Annotated in this window: 16 protein-coding genes; 11 read left to right on the forward strand and 5 right to left on the reverse strand. The window is 60.7% G+C overall.

Features of this window, described 5'->3' with window-relative positions; translation table 11 throughout:
• Positions 1 to 276: 276 nt before the first annotated feature.
• The 8 genes from lptF to pdxJ all read left to right on the forward strand — a co-directional run bounded on the left by lptF (position 277) and on the right by pdxJ (position 8,701).
• Positions 277 to 1,395: an LPS export ABC transporter permease LptF gene (gene lptF / locus ACYZT8_RS05090; RefSeq protein ID WP_461979742.1), complete on the forward strand. Its 1,119-nt coding sequence runs from the start codon at positions 277 to 279 to the stop codon at positions 1,393 to 1,395.
• On the forward strand, positions 1,388 to 2,449 hold the full coding sequence (lptG, locus tag ACYZT8_RS05095) for an LPS export ABC transporter permease LptG (RefSeq protein ID WP_461979744.1): 1,062 nt from the start codon (positions 1,388 to 1,390) through the stop codon (positions 2,447 to 2,449). Before lptF ends, lptG begins: the two co-directional genes overlap by 8 nt.
• A gap of 171 nt (positions 2,450 to 2,620) precedes the next feature.
• A complete protein-coding gene (gene lepA / locus ACYZT8_RS05100) occupies positions 2,621 to 4,420 on the forward strand; it encodes a translation elongation factor 4 (protein WP_149628819.1) in 1,800 nt (599 codons plus the stop codon).
• Positions 4,421 to 4,425: 5 nt separating this feature from the next.
• Entirely contained in the window at positions 4,426 to 5,280 is an 855-nt protein-coding gene (gene lepB, locus ACYZT8_RS05105) for a signal peptidase I (protein ID WP_367372863.1), read from the forward strand.
• 184 nt (positions 5,281 to 5,464) lie between these two features.
• Positions 5,465 to 6,154, forward strand: a complete 690-nt coding sequence (gene rnc / locus ACYZT8_RS05110; protein ID WP_010463056.1) for a ribonuclease III — start codon at positions 5,465 to 5,467, stop codon at positions 6,152 to 6,154.
• Positions 6,147 to 7,049, forward strand: a complete 903-nt coding sequence (gene era, locus ACYZT8_RS05115; protein WP_059403406.1) for a GTPase Era — start codon at positions 6,147 to 6,149, stop codon at positions 7,047 to 7,049. The genes rnc and era overlap by 8 nt, the downstream gene beginning before the upstream one ends.
• Positions 7,050 to 7,220: 171 nt before the next feature.
• Positions 7,221 to 7,907 carry a DNA repair protein RecO gene (gene recO, locus ACYZT8_RS05120; protein ID WP_461979747.1) on the forward strand — a complete coding sequence of 229 codons (687 nt, stop codon included), beginning with the start codon at positions 7,221 to 7,223 and terminating at the stop codon, positions 7,905 to 7,907.
• 47 nt (positions 7,908 to 7,954) lie between these two features.
• A complete protein-coding gene (gene pdxJ / locus ACYZT8_RS05125; protein WP_461979749.1) occupies positions 7,955 to 8,701 on the forward strand; it encodes a pyridoxine 5'-phosphate synthase in 747 nt (248 codons plus the stop codon).
• 128 nt (positions 8,702 to 8,829) lie between these two features.
• Here pdxJ and mltF read toward each other — a convergent pair whose 3' ends face one another.
• Positions 8,830 to 10,290, reverse strand: a complete 1,461-nt coding sequence (gene mltF, locus ACYZT8_RS05130; RefSeq protein ID WP_461979751.1) for a membrane-bound lytic murein transglycosylase MltF — start codon at positions 10,288 to 10,290, stop codon at positions 8,830 to 8,832.
• A gap of 274 nt (positions 10,291 to 10,564) precedes the next feature.
• Between mltF and purL the strand changes: the two genes are divergently transcribed.
• The 3 genes from purL (at position 10,565) to ACYZT8_RS05145 (ending at position 15,252) form a co-directional block, all read left to right on the forward strand.
• Positions 10,565 to 14,461: a phosphoribosylformylglycinamidine synthase gene (purL, locus tag ACYZT8_RS05135; RefSeq protein WP_461979753.1), complete on the forward strand. Its 3,897-nt coding sequence runs from the start codon at positions 10,565 to 10,567 to the stop codon at positions 14,459 to 14,461.
• A gap of 5 nt (positions 14,462 to 14,466) precedes the next feature.
• Complete coding sequence (locus tag ACYZT8_RS05140) at positions 14,467 to 14,778, forward strand: NGG1p interacting factor NIF3 (protein ID WP_461979755.1); 312 nt, start codon at positions 14,467 to 14,469, stop codon at positions 14,776 to 14,778.
• Between the two features lie 186 nt (positions 14,779 to 14,964).
• Positions 14,965 to 15,252, forward strand: coding sequence for a hypothetical protein (locus tag ACYZT8_RS05145; protein ID WP_461979757.1), 288 nt, complete (start codon positions 14,965 to 14,967; stop codon positions 15,250 to 15,252).
• Positions 15,253 to 15,340: 88 nt separating this feature from the next.
• Here ACYZT8_RS05145 and nagE read toward each other — a convergent pair whose 3' ends face one another.
• The 4 genes from nagE to nagA are packed head-to-tail and all read right to left on the reverse strand — an operon-like array spanning position 15,341 to position 21,750.
• Positions 15,341 to 17,056 carry an N-acetylglucosamine-specific PTS transporter subunit IIBC gene (gene nagE, locus ACYZT8_RS05150; RefSeq protein WP_461979759.1) on the reverse strand — a complete coding sequence of 572 codons (1,716 nt, stop codon included), beginning with the start codon at positions 17,054 to 17,056 and terminating at the stop codon, positions 15,341 to 15,343.
• A 32-nt stretch (positions 17,057 to 17,088) separates the two neighbouring features.
• Positions 17,089 to 19,605 (reverse strand): phosphoenolpyruvate--protein phosphotransferase, encoded by a 2,517-nt coding sequence (gene ptsP, locus ACYZT8_RS05155; protein ID WP_461979761.1) that lies wholly within the window; start codon positions 19,603 to 19,605, stop codon positions 17,089 to 17,091.
• Positions 19,606 to 19,640: 35 nt separating this feature from the next.
• Positions 19,641 to 20,663, reverse strand: a complete 1,023-nt coding sequence (locus ACYZT8_RS05160) for an SIS domain-containing protein (RefSeq protein ID WP_461979763.1) — start codon at positions 20,661 to 20,663, stop codon at positions 19,641 to 19,643.
• Positions 20,644 to 21,750, reverse strand: a complete 1,107-nt coding sequence (nagA, locus tag ACYZT8_RS05165) for an N-acetylglucosamine-6-phosphate deacetylase (RefSeq protein WP_461979765.1) — start codon at positions 21,748 to 21,750, stop codon at positions 20,644 to 20,646. The genes ACYZT8_RS05160 and nagA overlap by 20 nt, the downstream gene beginning before the upstream one ends.
• Between the last annotated feature and the right edge of the window lie 22 nt (positions 21,751 to 21,772).

Raw genomic sequence — 21,772 nt, forward strand, 5'->3', positions numbered from 1 at the left:
CGGGCAAAACGGCGGCGCACAGACGCTTGCTTATAAATAGAAAGACGCAGGTCACGGCCCGCGACAAAGGCCGCAGTTTGAACCTCGCTCACTGCGCCTGACAACCCTCGGTTGTACGATCTTCAACGCCATTACCCGCCTGCTTGAGCATGCGCAGTGACAGGCGCACCCAATCACAGGATAATGCGCCAACTTTTTCGGCGGCTCCGTCCTGCGGGCTGTCTGATACGTTTGCTTGTTTGGCCGCCTTAGCCTGACAACCCTGGAGTGTCTGGTTTGATTGTCTTCCGTTATCTGTCCCGCGAAGTCCTGTTGACCTTGAGCGCCGTCAGCGCCGTGCTGCTGGTCATCATCATGAGCGGGCGCTTCATCAAATACCTCGCCCAAGCGGCCTCGGGCCTGCTGGATCCGGGCTCCCTGTTCCTGATCATGGGCTTTCGTCTGCCGGGTTTTCTGCAGCTGATCCTGCCGCTGGGCCTGTTTCTCGGGATCCTGCTGGCCTACGGTCGGCTGTACCTCGAAAGCGAAATGACCGTGTTGTCGGCCACCGGCATGAGCCAGCAGCGTCTGCTTGCCATGACGCTGTTTCCGGCCACGCTGGTGGCGCTGGTTGTGGCCTGGTTGAGTCTGAGCCTGGCGCCACAAGGTGCCAATCAGTTCCAACTGCTGCTGAACAAGCAGGATGCGCTGACCGAGTTCGATACCCTTGAGCCGGGTCGCTTCCAGGCCCTGCGCGACGGTACCCGGGTGACCTATACCGAGCAGCTGTCGGATGACCGCATCAATCTGGGCGGTGTGTTCATTTCGCAAAAAAACATCAGCTCCGACAAGAAGGATCGCGGGATTTCCGTGCTGGTGGCCGAGAAGGGTCGTCAGGAAATCCGCCCAGACGGCAATCGTTACCTGATTCTCGACAACGGCTATCGCTACGACGGTAACCCGGGGCAGGCTGACTACCGGGCGATCAAATACGAGGAATACGGCGTATTGCTGCCCAAACCGGACGTCAGCGACGAAGTCACCGACCGCGATGCAATGACCACCCGTTCCTTGATCGGCAGCGATGACATTCGTTCGCGTACTGAGCTGCAATGGCGTCTGTCCCTGCCGTTGCTGGTGTTCATTGTGACCCTGATGGCGGTGCCGCTGTCGCGGGTCAATCCACGCCAGGGTCGTTTCCTCAAGCTGCTGCCGGCGATTCTTCTTTATATGGCTTACCTGAGCATCCTGATTGCCGCACGCGGCGCCCTCGAAAAAGGCAAGATTCCGCCGGCGCTGGGGTTGTGGTGGGTGCACGCGATTTTCCTGGCCATTGGCCTGGGCTTGCTCTACTGGGAGCCGTTGCGCTTGAAGATGGCGAGTCGCCGCGCCGCACTGGAGGTGGCCCGTGGTTAAGCTGGATCGCTACATCGGTAGCAGCGTATTCGTCGCAATCCTGGCGGTACTGGGGATTATTCTTGGCCTGGCGACGCTGTTTGCCTTCATCGATGAGATGAGTGATGTCAGCGATACCTACACCTTGACGGACGTTTTGAGCTACGTCTTGCTGACCGCGCCACGTCGTTTGTACGACATGTTGCCAATGGCGGCACTGATTGGCTGCCTGATCGGCCTTGGCAGCCTGGCCAGCCACAGCGAGCTGACCATCATGCGCGCCGCCGGTGTATCGGTCGGCCGGATCGTCTGGGCGGTCATGAAACCGATGCTGGTCCTGATGGTGGTGGGTGTGCTGATTGGCGAATACGTTGCGCCGGCCACCGAGGTTACCGCTCAGGCCAACCGTTCCCTGGCTCAGGGTGGCGGCGATGCGCAGAGCGCCAAGCATGGTTTGTGGCACCGCCAGGGTGACGAGTTCATTCACGTCAACTCTGTGCAACCGAACGGCCTGCTTTACGGCGTCACCCGTTATCGTTTCGACAATGAGCGTCATATGCTGTCCTCCAGCTTCGCCAAGCGGGCGAAGTTCGATCAGGATCACTGGCAATTGAGCGACGTCACCACCACGGTGTTCCATGAAAAGAGCACCGAAGTGGTCACCACCCCCGACGAGCGTTGGGATGTCGCCTTGAGTCCGCAACTGCTGAGCACGGTAGTGATGTCGCCTGACACCCTGTCGATCAGCGGCCTGTGGGGCTACATCCACTACCTGGCTGACCAGGGCCTGAGCAATGGCCGTTACTGGCTGGCGTTTTGGGTCAAGGTGTTGCAGCCGCTGGTGACCGCGGCGCTGGTATTGATGGCGATTTCCTTCATCTTCGGTCCGCTACGCTCGGTGACCCTCGGTCAGCGGGTGTTCACTGGCGTGCTGGTCGGCTTTACCTTCCGCATCGTCCAGGATTTGCTGGGGCCTTCGAGCCTGGTATTCGGATTCTCGCCGCTGTTTGCGGTGCTGGTTCCGGCCGGCGTCTGTGCCCTGGCCGGTGTCTGGCTGTTGCGCCGAGCCGGCTGATCAGGGGTTTTTCCCGACGTCGCTGGTGATAAAAAACGCCCCTGTCGCAAGACCGGGGCGTTTTTGTAGGTGCCGTCTGACCTGCGAACGTGACGCTTGCGCCGTGGATCAGGTACAATTCCCGGCTATTTTTCGGCGGGCTATGCCTGCAGCCTTTTTGAGTGTTGATCCGTGAGTGATTTGAGTCATATCCGCAATTTCTCCATCATCGCCCACATTGACCATGGCAAGTCGACGCTGGCCGATCGCTTCATCCAGATGTGCGGCGGCCTTGCCGAGCGCGAAATGGAAGCCCAGGTGCTGGACTCCATGGACCTGGAACGTGAACGCGGGATCACCATCAAGGCCCACAGCGTCACCCTGTATTACACCGCTCGCGATGGCATCAAGTACCAGCTGAACTTCATTGACACCCCGGGCCACGTTGACTTCACCTACGAAGTCAGCCGGTCGCTGGCGGCCTGTGAAGGTGCGTTGCTGGTGGTCGATGCCGGTCAAGGCGTTGAAGCGCAATCGGTTGCCAACTGCTACACCGCGATTGAGCAGGGCCTGGAAGTCATGCCGGTCCTGAACAAGATCGACCTGCCGCAGGCCGATCCGGACCGCGTCAAAGAAGAAATCGAAAAAATCATCGGCATCGATGCCACCGATGCGGTCGAGTGCAGTGCCAAGACCGGTCTGGGCGTCGACGAAGTGCTTGAGCGCCTGGTCAAGACCATTCCTGCGCCGACCGGCAACTACGAAGATCCGCTGCAAGCGTTGATCATCGATTCCTGGTTCGACAACTACCTGGGCGTTGTTTCCCTGGTGCGTGTGCGCCACGGTCGCGTGCGCAAGGGCGACAAGATCCTGGTCAAATCCACCGGCAAGATCCACCTGGTGGACAGCGTCGGTGTCTTCAACCCGAAACACACCGCCACCGTTGACCTGAAGGCCGGCGAAGTGGGCTTCATCATTGCCGGCATCAAGGACATTCACGGTGCACCGGTCGGTGACACCCTGACCTTGAGCTCCACGCCAGACGTTGACGTGCTGCCAGGCTTCAAACGCATTCAGCCGCAGGTTTACGCCGGCCTGTTTCCGGTCAGCTCCGACGACTTCGAAGATTTCCGTGAAGCCCTGCAAAAGCTCACGCTGAACGACTCGTCCCTGCAGTACACCCCGGAAAGCTCCGATGCCCTGGGCTTCGGCTTCCGTTGCGGCTTCCTCGGCATGCTGCACATGGAAATCATCCAGGAGCGCCTGGAGCGCGAGTACGACCTGGACCTGATCACCACGGCGCCGACGGTTATTTTCGAGCTGTTGCTGAAAACCGGTGAAACGATTTACGTCGACAACCCGTCGAAGCTTCCAGACCTCTCCTCGATCGAAGACATGCGCGAACCGATCGTGCGGGCCAACATTCTTGTGCCGCAAGAGCACCTGGGCAACGTCATTACCCTGTGCATCGAGAAGCGTGGCGTGCAGCACGACATGTTGTTCCTCGGTACGCAGGTCCAGGTGACCTACGATTTGCCGATGAACGAAGTGGTCCTCGACTTCTTTGACCGTCTGAAGTCCACCAGCCGCGGCTATGCTTCGCTGGATTACCATTTCGACCGTTATCAATCAGCTAATCTGGTGAAACTGGATGTGCTGATCAACGGTGACAAGGTCGACGCCCTGGCGCTGATCGTGCACAAGGATAACGCGCACTACAAAGGTCGCCAGTTGACCGAGAAGATGAAAGAACTGATTCCGCGCCAGATGTTCGACGTCGCGATCCAGGCCGCCATTGGCGGGCAGATCATTGCGCGGACCTCCGTCAAGGCTCTCAGAAAGAACGTATTGGCCAAATGCTACGGCGGTGACGTAAGCCGTAAGAAAAAGCTGCTTGAAAAGCAGAAGGCCGGTAAAAAACGCATGAAGCAAGTCGGCAACGTGGAAATTCCACAAGAAGCCTTCCTTGCGGTGCTCAGGTTGGATAGTTAGGTCCTATGTCACTAAATTTCCCGCTGTTGCTGGTCATCGCCGTGTTCGTCTGCGGCCTGTTGGCGTTGCTCGATCTGCTGTTCCTGGCGCCTCGGCGCCGGGCTGCCATCAACTCCTATCAGGGGAGCGTCAGCCAGGCTGACATGGTGGTCGTCGAGAAACTGAACAAAGAGCCGCTGCTGGTCGAATACGGCAAGTCGTTCTTCCCGGTGTTGTTCATCGTGCTGGTGCTGCGTTCGTTCCTCGTGGAACCGTTCCAGATTCCTTCCGGCTCGATGAAACCGACCCTGGACGTCGGTGACTTCATTCTGGTGAACAAGTTTTCTTACGGGATCCGCCTGCCGGTGCTCGACAAGAAAGTCATCGAAGTCGGTGATCCACAGCGCGGCGATGTGATGGTGTTCCGCTATCCAAGCGATCCGAACGTCAACTACATCAAGCGTGTGGTGGGCCTGCCGGGCGACCAGATTCGTTACACCGCCGACAAGCGTTTGTTCGTCAACGGCGAATCGATTGCCGAACAACTGGTCGGCTCCGAGCCGGGCACGCTGGGCAGTGCCGAGCTCTACAAGGAAAAACTCGGAGTGGCCGAGCACTTGATCCGCAAGGAAATGAGCCGCTACCGCGCAACGCCGGACCATTCGTGGACCGTGCCGGCCGGGCACTACTTCATGATGGGCGACAACCGCGACAACTCCAACGACAGTCGCTACTGGGATGATCCGAGCATTCCCAAGGATCTGCTGGGCATGGTTCCCGACAAGAATATCGTCGGCAAGGCCTTCGCAGTCTGGATGAGCTGGCCGGAACCCAAACTCAGTCACCTGCCGAATTTCTCGCGGGTTGGCCTGATCAAGTAATCACACACGGCGCTGTTGAACACAGCGCCGAATGCATTTCTGGAGTCGACACAATCGGCGCCGAAAGCATGAAAACAATGATATTCAGGACGTAATTTTTGAACACAGCGTTAATTGTCCCAAGCCTGCGCCGCTCCACGGCCATGGCGGTGGAATCCAGCCACGAACTCAGCGTGGGTAAACCGTGAGCGTCTCCTTAAGCCGTCTAGAGCGTCAGCTCGGCTACACCTTCAAGGATCAGGAACTGATGGTCCTGGCCCTGACTCACCGCAGTTTTGCCGGGCGCAACAACGAACGCCTGGAATTCCTCGGTGATGCCATCCTCAACTTCGTCGCTGGCGAGGCGCTGTTCGATCGCTTCCCGCTGGCTCGCGAAGGCCAGTTGTCGCGTTTGCGCGCACGCCTGGTGAAAGGTGAGACGCTGGCCGTACTGGCCCGCGGTTTTGACCTGGGCGAATACCTGCGCCTGGGCTCCGGTGAGTTGAAAAGCGGCGGCTTCCGTCGCGAGTCGATTCTGGCCGATGCCCTTGAAGCGCTGATCGGTGCGATCTACCTCGATGCCGGTATGGACATGGCGCGCGAGCGCGTACTGGCCTGGCTGGCTGGTGAGTTCGAAGGCCTGACGCTGGTCGACACCAACAAAGATCCAAAAACCCGCCTGCAGGAATTCCTGCAATCGCGTGGTTGCGAGCTGCCGCGTTACGAAGTGGTGGATATCCAGGGTGAGCCGCATTGCCGGACGTTCTTCGTCGAATGTGAAATCACCTTACTGAATGAAAAAAGCCGAGGTCAGGGTGTGAGTCGTCGTATTGCCGAACAGGTAGCGGCCGCCGCAGCACTGATTGCCCTGGGTGTGGAGAATGGCAATGACTGATTCAACTGCAACTCGCTGTGGCTATGTTGCCATCGTCGGCCGTCCCAACGTGGGCAAGTCCACGCTGCTGAACCACATCCTGGGTCAGAAGCTGGCGATCACCTCGCGCAAGCCGCAAACCACCCGCCACAACATGCTGGGCATCAAGACCGAAGGCGCCGTGCAGGCGATCTACGTCGACACCCCGGGCATGCACAAGGGCGGCGAAAAGGCCCTGAACCGCTACATGAACAAGACCGCTTCGGCGGCGTTGAAAGACGTCGACGTGGTGATCTTCGTGGTGGATCGCACCAAGTGGACCGACGAAGACCAGATGGTCCTCGAGCGCGTCCAGTACGTGACCGGCCCGCTGATCGTGGCACTGAACAAGACCGATCGTATCGAAGACAAAGCTGAACTGATGCCGCACCTGAGCTGGTTGCAGGAACAGCTGCCGAACGCGCAGATCATGCCGATCTCGGCCCAGCACGGGCACAACCTCGAAGCGCTGGAGCGTGTAATTGCCGGTTACCTGCCGGAAAACGATCACTTCTTCCCGGAAGACCAGATCACCGACCGCAGCAGCCGCTTCCTCGCCGCAGAACTGGTGCGCGAGAAAATCATGCGCCAGATGGGCGCCGAGCTGCCGTACCAGATCACCGTCGAAATCGAAGAGTTCAAGCAGCAGGGCAAAACCCTGCACATCCATGCCTTGATTCTCGTCGAGCGTGACGGCCAGAAGAAAATCATCATTGGCGACAAGGGCGAGCGGATTAAACGCATCGGCACCGAGGCGCGCAAGGACATGGAATTGCTGTTTGACTCCAAGATCATGCTCAACCTCTGGGTGAAAGTGAAAGGCGGCTGGTCCGACGACGAGCGTGCTCTGCGTTCGCTGGGTTACGGCGACCTGTAAACCCGATCGACGCTGCACCGCAGAACCTGTGGGAGCGGGCTTGCCCGCGATGAGGATGTAACATTCAGCATAGATGTTGGATGTAAGTCCGCCATCGCGGGCAAGCCCGCTCCCACATTGGTTTTTGTTGTTTGTAAAACTGCGCTCTTTCATTGAGAACTCTGACTTTCCATGTCTCAAGCACCCATCGGCCAACCCGCCTACGTCCTCCACTCCCGCGCCTACCGCGAAAGCAGCGCGCTGGTGGACTTCCTCACGCCGCAAGGTCGGCTGAGGGCGGTATTGCGCAGTGCGCGGGGCAAGGCCGGGACATTGGCCCGGCCATTCGTGCCGCTGGAAGTGGAGTTTCGCGGGCGTGGCGAGCTGAAGAATGTCGGGCGCATGGAAAGTGCAGGTACTTCTACATGGCTCATCGGTGAGGCCCTGTTCAGCGGCCTCTACCTCAACGAACTGCTGATCCGCCTGTTGCCCGCCGAAGACCCGCACCCAGGCGTTTTCGATCACTACGCCGCGACGTTGCTCGCGCTGGCCGAAGGGCGTCCACTGGAGCCGTTGTTGCGATCCTTCGAATGGCGCCTGCTCGACGACCTCGGTTACGGTTTCGCCCTGACCACCGACATCCACGGCGAGCCCATCGCCCCGGACGGACTTTACCGCTTGCAAGTGGACGCCGGTCTGGAGCAGGTGTACTTGCTGCAACCCGGCCTGTTCAATGGCACCGAGCTGTTGGCCATGGCCGACGCCGACTGGACCGCGCCCGGCGCATTGTCCGCTGCCAAACGTCTGATGCGCCAGGCGTTGGCCGTTCACCTGGGCGGTCGTCCCCTCGTCAGCCGCGAACTGTTTCGCAAGCCGTAGTCTCCCCGTATGCTGTGCGCCGAATCTTTAAATTCAGGAGCGCTTCCGTGACCACCAGCAATCGCATTCTTCTTGGCGTGAACATCGACCACGTTGCCACCCTGCGTCAGGCCCGGGGCACTCGCTACCCGGATCCGGTCAAGGCAGCACTGGACGCGGAAGAGGCGGGCGCTGACGGCATCACCGTGCACCTGCGCGAAGACCGCCGGCACATCCAGGAACGCGACGTGCTGTTGCTCAAGGACGTGCTGCAAACCCGCATGAACTTCGAAATGGGCGTCACTGAAGAAATGATGCTGTTCGCCGAGCGCATCCGCCCGGCGCATATTTGCCTGGTCCCGGAAACCCGTCAGGAACTGACCACCGAAGGTGGCCTGGACGTGGCGGGACAGGAAGCGCGGATCAAGGCTGCGGTGGATCGCCTGGCGAAGATCGGCTGCGAAGTGTCGCTGTTCATCGATGCGGACGAGCGGCAGATCGAAGCGTCCCGTCGTGTGGGAGCGCCGGCTATCGAGCTGCACACCGGTCGATATGCCGATGCCGAGACGCCGACAGAAGTGGCTGAAGAACTCAAGCGTGTGGCGGATGGCGTAGCGTTTGGCCTGGCTCAGGGATTGATCGTCAATGCCGGTCACGGCCTGCATTATCACAACGTTGAAGCGGTAGCCGCGATCAAGGGCATCAACGAACTGAACATCGGCCATGCGCTGGTGGCCCATGCGTTGTTCGTGGGCTTCAAGTCGGCTGTGTCCGAAATGAAAGCGCTGATCCTGGCCGCGGCGTTAAAAGGCTAAGACCGAGGCGCTGCCATCGCGGGCAAGCCACGCTCCCACAGGTTTGCGTTGAACCAAAATTGTATGTTCGACGCGGACCTGTGGGAGCGTGGCTTGCCCGCGATGGCGTCTTTGAAGGTTGCGAAGATTTAAAGCTGCGGGGTTTCCTGGCTCGGCTTGGTCTTGTCGACCCCTGGCACATGCAGGTTGCCTTCAGCCACCTGATTACCCTCAAGCTGCGGCTGCGTAACCCACGTCAGGATGTCGTAGTAACGACGGATGTTCGCCACAAAATGCACCGGCTCGCCCCCCCGGGCGTAGCCATAACGCGTCTTGCTGTACCACTTCTTTTCTGACAACCGCGGCAGGATCTTCTTCACGTCCAGCCACTTGTCCGGGTTCAGTCCTTCTTTCGCCGCCAGTTTGCGCGCGTCATCCAGGTGACCGCTGCCGACGTTGTAGGCTGCCAGTGCAAACCATGTGCGATCCGGCTCCTGGATCGACTCGTCCAGCTGATCCTTCATGTAGGCCAGGTATTTGGCGCCGCCCATGATGCTTTGCTTGGGGTCGAGCCGGTTAGACACGCCCATGGCCTGCGCCGTGTTCTGGGTCAGCATCATCAGGCCGCGCACGCCGGTCTTCGACGTGACGGCCGCTTGCCATAACGATTCCTGATAGCCGACAGCGGCCAGCAGGCGCCAATCGACTTTCTCTTTCTTGGCGTACGCCTTGAAGTGCTGTTCGTATTTGGGCAGCCGTTGCTGCAAGTGCTGGGCGAAGGTATAGGCGCCCACGTAGCCGAGAACATCGACGTGCCCGTAGTAACGGTCTTTCAGGCGTTGCAGGGTGCCGTTTTTCTTGACCTTGTCGAGGTAGGCATTGATCTCGTTGAGCAGGCTGTTGTCATCACCGGCGGCCACGGCCCAGCTCTGATCGCTGGCGTCACCGAGGTCGAAGGCGACCCGCACTTTGGGGAAATAGACCTGGTTCATCGCGACTTCGTTGGAGTCGACCAGGGTCAGGTCGATCTGGCCTTCATCGACCATGCGTAGCAAGTCGACGACTTCAACCGCGTCGGACTCTTCGTATTCAATGCCGGGATATTTCTTTTTCAGCTCCGCCAGTTGCCCGGCGTGGGTGCTGCCCTTGAGCACCATGATCTTCTTGCCGACCAGGTCACCCGCGTCGGTCGGCCGCGATTGGCCGTTGCGGTAGATGACCTGTGGGGTGACTTCCAGGTAGGAGTGGGAAAACCGCACCTGTTGTTTGCGTTGCTCGCTGCTGACCAGACCGGCAGCAGCCAACACCGGGCCGTTGGGCTTGCCCACCTGACTGAACAGGTCGTCAAGGTTGTCGGCGGTCTCGATCTTGAGCTCCACCCCCAGATCGTCGGCGAAGCGCTTCACCAGCTCGTATTCGAAGCCGGTTTCACCGTTGCGATCCTGAAAGTAGGTGGCAGGGCTGTTTCGGGTAACCACCCGCAGCACACCATCCTCCTTTATGCGCTCAAGCGTGTTGGGTTTATCAACACAGCCACTGAGCATCAGGAAGAGTCCGGTTGCGATCAGCCATTTGGCGTACCGCGGACGCAAAGCCGTTGGGGAAAACATCTGCGCAGTATACGCAAAGGACCACGAGCGCCATATCTCGACAGCGAAGGGCTTGTCTGCTAGGGAGTTGAAAACCCGCGTGGAGCCCGCAGGAATGGGCCCAAACGGTAATTTGTGACATAAAAAATAACCCTCGACGAGCCGCTGATGAAGGCCCAAATACCCGGCCCGACGTTCGGGTACGGCCGTGCGCACCGTTTCGGGTGATGTCGCGGGCGGTTTAGGCTAGAATGCACGGCCTCAAAGCACACCCCTTCCCGAGGCTGTCCCGAAGATGTTGATCCTGCGCGGCGCTCCTGCCCTTTCTGCCTTTCGCCACAGCAAACTCCTTGAGCAACTGAGCCAGAAGGTCCCGGCTGTCAGCGGCTTGTATGCTGAATTCGCTCACTTCGCTGAAGTTACCGGCGTCCTGACCGGCGACGAACAGCAGGTGCTCGCGCGCCTTCTGAAGTACGGCCCAAGTGTTCCGGTACAAGAGCCGACCGGTCGTCTGTTCCTGGTGTTGCCGCGTTTCGGCACCATCTCGCCATGGTCCAGCAAGGCCAGCGACATCGCTCGCAACTGCGGCCTCAGCAAGATCCAGCGCCTGGAGCGCGGCATCGCGTTCTACGTGGCCGGTCAGTTCAGCGACGCCGACGCGCAGCTGATCTCCGACGTTCTGCACGACCGTATGACCCAGATTGTATTGGGCAACCTCGAACAAGCCGCCGGCCTGTTCAGCCACGCCGAGCCGAAACCGCTGACCGCGATCGACGTGCTGGGTGGCGGCCGCGTCGCGCTGGAAAAAGCCAACACCGAGCTGGGCCTGGCCCTGGCCGAAGACGAGATCGACTACCTGGTCAACGCCTTCGTTGGTTTGAAGCGCAACCCGCACGACATCGAACTGATGATGTTCGCCCAGGCGAACTCCGAGCACTGCCGTCACAAGATCTTCAACGCCAGTTGGGACATCGACGGTCAGAGCCAGGAAAAAAGCCTGTTCGGCATGATCAAGAACACCTACGTGATGCACAGCGAAGGCGTGCTGTCGGCTTACAAGGACAACGCTTCGGTGATTGTCGGTAACGTCGCTGGCCGTTTCTTCCCGGACCCTGAAACCCGCCAGTACGGCGCGGTGCAGGAACCGGTGCACATCCTGATGAAAGTCGAGACCCACAACCACCCGACCGCGATTGCCCCGTTCCCGGGCGCGTCCACCGGTTCCGGTGGCGAGATTCGCGACGAAGGCGCTACCGGTCGTGGCGCCAAGCCAAAGGCTGGCCTGACCGGTTTCACCGTATCGAACTTGCAGATCCCGGGCTTCGAACAGCCGTGGGAAGTGCCGTACGGCAAGCCTGAGCGCATCGTGACCGCGCTGGACATCATGATCGAAGGCCCACTGGGTGGCGCCGCGTTCAACAACGAATTCGGTCGTCCGGCCCTGACTGGTTATTTCCGTACCTTCGAACAGTCGATCACCACCCCGCGTGGCGACGAAGTTCGCGGTTACCACAAGCCGATCATGCTGGCCGGCGGTATGGGTAACATCCGTGCCGAACACGTACAGAAAGCCGAGATCACCGTGGGCTCCAAGCTGATCGTGCTCGGCGGCCCGGCGATGTTGATCGGTCTGGGTGGCGGCGCGGCTTCCTCCATGGCCACCGGCACCAGCTCGGCCGACCTGGACTTCGCTTCGGTACAGCGCGAGAACCCGGAAATGGAACGTCGCTGCCAGGAAGTCATCGACCGTTGCTGGCAGTTGGGCGACAAAAACCCAATCAGCTTCATCCACGACGTGGGTGCGGGCGGTCTGTCCAACGCCTTCCCGGAACTGGTCAACGACGGCAACCGTGGCGGTCGCTTCGAACTGCGCAACATTCCAAACGACGAGCCGGGCATGGCCCCGCACGAAATCTGGAGTAACGAATCCCAGGAACGCTACGTTCTGGCAGTCGGCCCGGCTGACTTCGAACGCTTCCAGGCGATCTGTGAACGTGAGCGTTGCCCGTTTGCCGTCGTCGGCGAAGCCACTGCCGAGCCGCAACTGACAGTCACCGACAGTCACTTCGGCAACAGCCCGGTAGACATGCCGCTCGAAGTGCTGCTGGGCAAAGCCCCGCGCATGCACCGTTCGGCCGTTCGTGAAAACGAACTGGGCGACGACTTCGATCCGTCGACCCTCGAGATCGCAGACTGCGTCGAACGCGTTCTGCATCACCCGGCCGTGGCGAGCAAAAGCTTCCTGATCACCATCGGCGACCGCACCATCACCGGCCTGGTTGCACGTGATCAGATGGTCGGCCCGTGGCAGGTTCCGGTAGCCGACGTTGCCGTCACCGCCACCAGCTTCGACGTCTACACCGGTGAAGCCATGGCCATGGGCGAGCGTACTCCGCTGGCACTGCTGGACGCTCCGGCGTCGGGACGCATGGCCATCGGCGAAACCCTGACCAACATCGCCGCTTCGCGCATCAACAAGATCTCCGACATCAAACTGTCGGCGAACTGGATGTCCGCTGCCGGTCACCCGGGCGAAGACGCGCGTCTGTACGACACCGTGAAAGCGGTCGGCATGGAGCTGTGCCCTGAGCTGGGCATCACCATTCCGGTGGGCAAGGATTCCATGTCCATGGCCACGCGCTGGAACGACAACGGCGAAGACAAGACCGTCACCTCGCCAATGTCCCTGATCGTGACCGGCTTCGCGCCAGTGGCTGACATCCGTCAGACCCTGACCCCGGAATTGCGCATGAACAAGGGCACCACCGATCTGATCCTGATCGATCTGGGCCGTGGCCAGAACCGCATGGGCGCCTCGATCCTGGCTCAGGTTCACGGCAAGCTCGGTTCGCAAGCACCGGACGTCGATGATGCCGAAGACCTGAAAGCCTTCTTCGCCGTGATCCAGGGCCTCAATGCCGACGGTCACCTGCTGGCGTACCACGACCGTTCCGACGGTGGTCTGCTGACCAGCGTGGTGGAAATGGCCTTCGCTGGTCACTGCGGTCTGAGCCTGAACCTCGACGGTCTGGCAGAAACCTCCGCCGACATCGCCGCGATCCTGTTCAACGAAGAACTCGGCGCTGTGATCCAGGTTCGCCAGGACGCTACGCCAGACATCCTCGCGCAGTTCAGCGCGGCCGGTCTGGGTGATTGCGTTTCGGTGGTCGGTCAGCCGATGAACAACGGCCAGATCAACATCACCTTCAACGGCGAAACCGTCTTCGAAGGTCAGCGTCGTCTGCTGCAACGTCAGTGGGCTGAAACCAGCTACCAGATCCAGCGTCTGCGTGATAACGCCGACTGCGCCGAACAAGAGTTCGACGTGCTGCTGGAAGAAGACAACCCGGGCCTGAGCGTCAAGCTGAGCTACGACGTCAACCAGGACGTCGCCGCGCCTTACATCAAGAAAGGCATCCGCCCACAGGTTGCCGTGCTGCGTGAGCAGGGCGTCAACGGTCAGGTGGAAATGGCGGCCGCATTCGACCGCGCCGGCTTCAATGCGATCGACGTGCACATGAGCGACATTCTGGCCGGCCGAGTCGACCTGAACGAGTTCAAAGGTCTGGTGGCTTGCGGCGGCTTCTCCTACGGCGACGTACTGGGTGCCGGTGAAGGCTGGGCCAAGTCCGCGCTGTTCAACAGCCGTGCTCGCGATGCGTTCCAGGGTTTCTTCGAACGCACCGACAGCTTCACCCTCGGCGTGTGCAACGGTTGCCAGATGATGTCCAACCTGCACGAGCTGATCCCGGGCAGCGAGTTCTGGCCGCACTTCGTGCGTAACCGTTCCGAGCAGTTCGAAGCGCGTGTGGCGATGGTCCAGGTCCAGGAGTCGAACTCGATCTTCCTGCAAGGCATGGCCGGTTCGCGCATGCCGATCGCTATCGCTCACGGTGAAGGTCATGCCGAGTTCGCCAGCGAAGAAGCGTTGCTGGAAGCCGATCTGTCGGGTTGCGTGGCGATGCGTTTCGTCGACAACCATGGCAAGGTCACCGAGAACTACCCGGCCAACCCGAACGGCTCGCCGCGCGGGATCACCGGTTTGACCAGCCGCGACGGTCGCGTAACGATCATGATGCCGCACCCGGAACGCGTGTTCCGCGCCGTGCAGAACTCGTGGCGTTCGGAAGACTGGAACGAAGACGCACCTTGGATGCGTATGTTCCGTAACGCGCGCGTCTGGGTGAACTAAGGGCTGTGTATAAGCTCAGCTTTTTCGTTCCGGCCAGTCATGTCGAGGTGGTCAAGAGTGCTGTGTTCGCTGCCGGTGGTGGGCGGATCGGGGCTTATGATCACTGCGCGTGGCAGGTGTTGGGCCTGGGTCAGTTTCGGCCTTTGGATGGCAGTCAGCCGTTTATTGGTGAGGCGGGGCAGGTCGAGCAGGTGGAGGAATGGAAGGTTGAGCTGGTGGTCAGCGATGAGTTGATTCGGGACGTGGTGGTGGCTCTGAAGCAGAGTCATCCCTATGAGACGCCGGCTTATGAGGTGTGGCGGTTGGAGGATTTCTGATCTTCCGGACCGTTTAAATGAGGAAACCCGCTGAACCAGTCAAGGTCAGCGGTTTTTTTTTGCGTGCAAATTGAACGGTACCGTTGGTCGGGGAACTGTGCATACCTGTCAACTCTGACAGTAGTGGAGGAGGGGGGATTTAGGCCTAATGGAGCTTCAATCCAAGTCAATAAAAGGAGATACACCATGACCAAGGCTATCGCACCCTCAATCTACAAAGTTACCGACCACAATGGCGAAGAGCTTCCGAACGGTGGTACTACTTCGAGAAAATCGGTGTCTGTTTACGGGAAGACCGGGGTTGGTCAGGTGGGTGTCTTAAAGAATGGTGACGATGAGCTCGCTAATTTTGAAGGGGGCAGCGATATGCGTTGGAAAGTGGATTTCAACGTAACAGAAGGGACGTATAAATTAAGGGCTACCAGCGGAGATGGTACATCTCCGGAGCGAGTATTTTTTGTGATCAAAGGCTAAAACAAACGCTCCCGCATTAGATCTATAAACACCGATCCAATGTGGGAGTGAGCCTGCTCGCGATGACGGACTATCAGGCACCCAAAATCTAAACCTTGGCACTCACCTCACTGCGATTAACCAATGCTTCCAAGGCATCACTCAAACTCGCTGCCTTGTCACCAATCAGCAAGTGCCAAACACCCCCCTCAAGCTGACTGACCCCCTGGCAACCCAGCGCCTTCAAATCAACCTCCGACAACGCCTTGCCATCCGCCAGTTGCAGGCGAATCCGGGTCATGGCCACGCAATCCATCTGCAACACGTTATCTCCACCGCCCAAAGCCTTCAGCCATTGCTGCGCCTCTGAACTCGCCACAGCGGCAGGTTTCGGTGCGTCGATAACAGCGGGAGGGGAGGAGACCAGCGCACGACCCAACGCCGGCATCGCCAACCGAATCTCATCGGCAATGCTGTCCGCCATCGGCCCGACCACCACCTGCAAACTCCCGCCCTTGCCCGGACGCACAACCGCCATCGCACCCAGCGCTTTCAGCTCCGCATCGTTTGCCTTGTTGCGATCCACCATGTCCAGGCGTAACCGTGTGGTACACGCCCCAACGGTGATCAAATTCTGCGCGCCACCGAGCGCCTTGATGTAAGCCCCGGCCCGCTCATTTTCGGCAACCACGACCTTGTCACCGGTCGGCACCTCTTCACGGCCCGGTGTCTTGAGGTTGAAGCGGCGAATGCAGAAATCAAACACCACGTAGTAGACCACCGCATACGCCAACCCCACCGGCACCACCCGCCAGCCGTTGGTGGATTCGCCCCAGCCGAGCACCATGTCGATGAAGCCGCCGGAGAAGGTGAAACCCAGGTGGATGTTGAGCGCATTGGTGATCGCCATCGACAGACCTGTCAGCAGCGCATGGAGCAAAAAGAGAAATGGCGCGAGGAACATGAACGCAAATTCGATGGGCTCGGTGACGCCGGTCAGGAATGAGGTCAGTGCCATGGACAGGAAGATCCCGCCCATGATTTTGCGGCGTTCCGGCAGGGCGTTGCGGTACATCGCCAGGCACGCGGCGGGCAGGCCGAAGATCATCACCGGGAACATGCCGGTCATGAACTGGCCGCCTTTCGGGTCACCGGCGAAGTAGCGCGACAGGTCGCCGGTGACCATGGCGCCCGTATTCGGGTCGGTGAAGTTGCCGAAGACGAACCACGCCATGTTGTTGAGGATGTGGTGCAGGCCGGTGACGATCAGCAGGCGGTTGAACACGCCAAAAACGAAGGCGCCAATGCTGCCGCTCTCCATCATCAATGTGCCGAAGCCATTGATGCCATGCTGGATTGGCGGCCAGATCAAACCGAAGATCACGCCCAGGCCGACAGCGGCGAACCCGGTGACGATCGGGACGAAGCGCCTGCCGCCGAAGAACGCCAGATACTCCGGCAGCTTGATGTCCTTGAAGCGGTTGTACAGCGCACCGGCCATCAAGCCGCTGACGATCCCGGCGAGCATGCCCATGTTGATGCTCGCATCGAGCACCTTGAGCGTGGAGATCATCACCAGGTAACCAATGACCCCGGCGAGGCCGGCGGTGCCGTTGTTGTCCTTGGCGAACCCGACCGCGATGCCGATGGCGAAGATCATTGCCAGGTTGGCGAAGATCACCTGGCCGGCATCGTGGATGATCGCGATGTTCAGCAGATCGGTATCGCCCAATCGCAGCAGCAAACCCGCAATCGGCAGGATTGCGATGGGCAGCATCAGCGCGCGTCCGAGGCGCTGCAGGCCCTCGATGAAGTATTGGTACATGGCGGATCTCCCTGGATTCTTGTAGTTGTTGTTCAGCTCAGAGGCCATTGCTGGTGACAGGCGTGACGCACGGCGCTGGCGCTGCTCAGCTTGAGCAGGTCGTGGCTGATGCGTCGGCATTCGGCAGCGTCGAGGTGGCGCACGCGGTCCTTGATTTCACCGATCTGCACCGGGCTGACCGACAGCTCGCTGACACCGAGGCCGATCAGTACCGGCGTGGCCAGTGGGTCGGAGGCGAGTGCGCCGCAGACGCCCACCCAGCGGTTATGCACAGCCGCACCGGCGCAGGTCTGGGCGATCAGCCGCAGCAGCGCCGGGTGCATCGCGTCGACTCGCGAGGCGAGGCCGGCGTGGTCGCGGTCCATGGCCAGGGTGTATTGCGACAAATCGTTGGTGCCGATGGACAGGAAGTCCGCATGTTCGGCCAGTTGCTCGGCCAGCAGCGCGGCGGCCGGGACTTCGATCATCACCCCCAGCTCCGGACGTTCGCTCACACCGAGTTCAGTGCACAACGCATCAAGTCGCTGGCGGATGTGCAGCAGCTCATCGACCTCGGTCACCATCGGCAACAGGATCCGGCAGCGTGACAACGGGCTGACGTGCAACAGCGCGCGCAGTTGCTGATCGAGCAATTCCGGACGCACCTGAGCCAGACGAATGCCGCGCAAGCCGAGCACCGGATTGGCCTCGACCGGCAGCGGCAGGTAATCGAGTTGCTTATCGCCGCCGACGTCGATGGTGCGGATAATCACCGACTTGTCGCCCATGGCGTCGAGCACAGCTTGATAGGCGAGGTGTTGTTCGTGTTCGTCCGGCGCGGTGTTGCGGTCCACGAACAGAAATTCGGTGCGCAGCAGGCCGACGCCGTCGGCGCCATTGGCCAGTGCGTCGGCCGCTTCTGCGCTGGAGGCGACATTGGCGGCGACTTCGATGTGCACACCATCGAGCGTCAGTGCCGGGGTGTGAGCCTGAGACTGTTGAAGCGCACGACGTTGCTGATGATCGAGTTGAGCCTGATGCACGTCGGCCAGACGTTCGGCCGTCGGCGCCAATTCTAGGCGACCGCCGTCGGCATCCAGCACCACCGCCTGGCCTTGCGCCTGATCCAGCAGCGTTGGGCCCAGCGCAACCATGCACGGCAGACCTTTGCCGCGCGCCAGAATCGCGACGTGGGAAGTCGCGCCGCCCTCGGCCATGCACAACCCGGCGACCCCTTGCTGGCTCAGTTGCAGCAGGTCCGACGGCGTCAGTTCATGGGCAGCAACGATGGCGCCGGCCGGCACGTCGTAATGCCAGGCTTCGCCGAGCAAGGCGCGGAGCACCCGCTGTTTGAGGTCCCGCAGATCGTTGGCGCGTTCGGCCAGCAATGCGCTGCCGAGTTGCTGGAGTACGTCGCACTGCGCATCGATCGATTGGCTCCAGGCGTGCGTCGCGGCCATGCCTTGAACGATGGAGACGTTGGCCGCGTCCAGCAACGCCGGGTCTTCGAGCAAGGCGAGATGCGCGGCGAAGATCGCTTCTTCGTCAGTGTTCTTGTGTTTCCTGGCCTGGGTCAGGGTGTGGTCGATTTCGCTGCGCACGACAGTCAGCGCGGTCTCGAGGGCGCACAGTTGTTGCGCGGGATCGTGGTGGCCGGCATCTACCGGCAGGCTGATGGTGTTCAAGCGAAACAACGGCCCACCGACCAGGCCGGGAGCGGCGCACACACCGTGCAGCACGCCCGCTTCGGCTGCCCGATTGCGTCGGTTAATCGGTGTCGGCACGGCGGAGTGGCTGTCTTCGGCCAACGCTGTGGACAGGGCGATCAGCAAGGCTTGCAACGCCGCTTCGGCATCCGGGCCCTGACAGCTGACCTGGACCTCGTCCTGCTCGCCGACGGCCAGGCTCATCAGCCCGATCAAACTGTCACAGGTCGCCGATTTGCCAGCGAAATGCAGCTGCGATTTGCTCTTGAACCCTTGCGCGGTCTGACGAATCAGCGCGGCCGGGCGAGCGTGCAGACCGCCGCGATGGGCGATGCACACGTGGCCGAAAAATTCTTCGCCCGACAGGTCCACGTCCGCTTGAGCACCCGGTGCCAGCCGGCGAATGATGTGCAACAGCGGGTCGCCGACTTTCACCGATTTCAGCGTAATGGGCCGCGCCTGAAACTCCTGGCTGTTGGTCAGGATCATCAGGCTGACCAGGCTTTTGCACTGCTGCGCGACCTTGTCCACGTCATAGCGCAACAGCGGCTGGCCGTTGCTGACGCGCGCGCCTTCCTTGACCAGCATCGAGAAGCCATCACCCTGCAACTCGACCGTATCGAGGCCCAGGTGCAGGAGCAATTCGGCGCCGTTATCGGCACGCAAGGTCATGGCGTGACCGCTGCGGGCGACGTGCACCACCACGCCGGCGCAGGGGGCGTGAAGGGTGTCGTTCAGTGGGTCGATGGCGATCCCGTCGCCCATGGCACCGCTGGCGAACACCGGGTCCGGGACTTTGGCGAGCGTGAGCACCGGGCCGCTGAGCGGGGCGCTGAGGGTCAGCTCTTTATTGTTGTTATGCATGGCTCGGTCTCATCAGGAAATCGTTCGGGGCAGACTTAGTGCGTACGCGTCACTTTGCTTAAATGACGCGGCTGGTCCGGGTCCATGCCACGGGCCACGGCCAAACCGGCGGCCATGACGTAGAAACTCTGGATCGCCAGAATCGGATCAAGGGCCGGGTGTTCGGCGCGGGTCAGGGTGAGATCGCGTTCGGCGATGTCATCCGGCGCCGCCAGCAGAACGCGAGCGCCACGCTGGCGCATGTCCGCAGCAAGGCTCAGCAAACCGGCCTGCTCGGCACCGCGTGGGGCAAAGATCAGCAGAGGGTAATTTTCATCGATCAATGCCATTGGGCCGTGACGCACTTCGGCGCTGCTGAACGCTTCGGCCTGAATCGCCGAGGTTTCCTTGAACTTAAGGGCTGCTTCCTGAGCAATGGCAAAACCGGCACCACGACCGATTACCATCAAGCGTTGGCAATCGTGCAGGGCGTCGATGGCCAGGCTCCAGTCCTGTTGCGCCGCCTCGCGCAGACCTTCCGGCAAGGCGTTGCCGGCTTCCAGCAATTCCACATCTTCTTTCCAATGGGCAATCAGACGAGCGCTGGCGCTGAGGGTGGCGATAAAACTCTTGGTCGCCGCGACGCTGCTTTCAGTGCCGGCGCACAGCGGCAGGCTGAATTCGCACGCCGCTTCCAGCGGCGAACTTTCAGCGTTGACCATGGAAATGCTCAGGGCGCCGCGCTTGCGCAACAGACGCAGGCTGTTCACCAGGTCCGGACTTTGCCCCGACTGCGAGAACGCAAACGCCACCTGACCGCTGACCTTCAACGGTGCTTGCAGCATGGTCACCACTGACATCGGCAATGACGCCACCGGGAAGCCCAGTTGTTGCATGGTCAGGTAGGCGAAATAACTGGCGGCGTGGTCGGAGCTGCCGCGAGCAACTGTCATCACCACTTGCGGCGGCTGACGGCGCAGGCGCCCGGCGATCTCGATCATCTGCGGGTCGAGTTGCTGCAGTTGGGCTTGCACGGCCTCGAACGAGGACAGCGCCTCTTCAAGCATTTTTGAAGTCAATGTCTTCTCCTTCGACCATGACGGCGGTGAGTGTGAGTGAGCGATCCAGCCGCACGCAGTCGGCCCAGCTGCCAGGTGCAAGGCGGCCGCGTTCTTGAAGGCCGAGGTAATCGGCGGGGAATTGCGAAAGACGTTGCGACGCCTCGGCGATCGGCAAACCGATCTTCACCAGATTGCGCAGTGCCTGATCCATGGTCAGGGTGCTGCCGGCAAGCGTGCCGTCGGGCAAGCGCACGCCGCCCAGGCATTTGGTCACGGTGTGGCTGCCGAGCTTGTATTCACCGTCGGGCATGCCGGCGGCGGCGGTGGAATCGGTGACGCAATACAGGCACGGGATCGCACGCAGGGCCACCCGCATGGCGCCGGGATGCACATGCAGCAAGTCCGGAATCAGCTCGGCGTATTTGGCGTGGGCCAGCGCCGCGCCGACGATGCCTGGCTCGCGGTGATGCAGCGGGCTCATGGCGTTGTAGAGGTGAGTGAAACTGCTGGCACCGGCGGCCAGCGCAGCGACACCTTCCTCGTAGCTGCCGAGGGTGTGGCCGATCTGCATACGGATGCCGCGCGCACTGAGGGTGCGGATCAAGGCATCGTGGCCGGCGATTTCCGGGGCGATGGTGATCACCCGGATCGGTGCCAGCGCCAGGTACTCCTCGACTTCGGCCATCAACGCCGTGTGGGCGAAATTCGGCTGGGCGCCGAGTTTTCCGGGGTTGATGTAGGGGCCTTCAAGGTGCACGCCGAGTACTCGGGCGCTGCCAGTTGGCCGCTGCTCGCAGAACTCTCCGACGGCTTTCAGCACGCTGGAAATCTCTGCCGGCGGCGCGGTCATGGTGGTCGCCAGCAACGACGTGGTGCCGAAGCGCACGTGGGTTTTGGTGATGGTTTCGAAGGCCGGTGCACCTTCCATGATGTCTTTGCCGCCACCGCCGTGAACGTGCAGGTCGATGAAGCCGGGCAGCAGATAGGGCAAGTCGTTGTCGGCCGGATCGCAGGGCACGCCTTCGATGGACACGACCTTGCCGTGTTGGTGAATCAGCCGGCCGCGAACCCAGCCGTGGGCGGTGAGGATGTTGTCTTCGGACATGATCGGTTCTCGGTTTTAGCAG

This window comes from Pseudomonas sp. LB3P93, assembly GCF_054898025.1.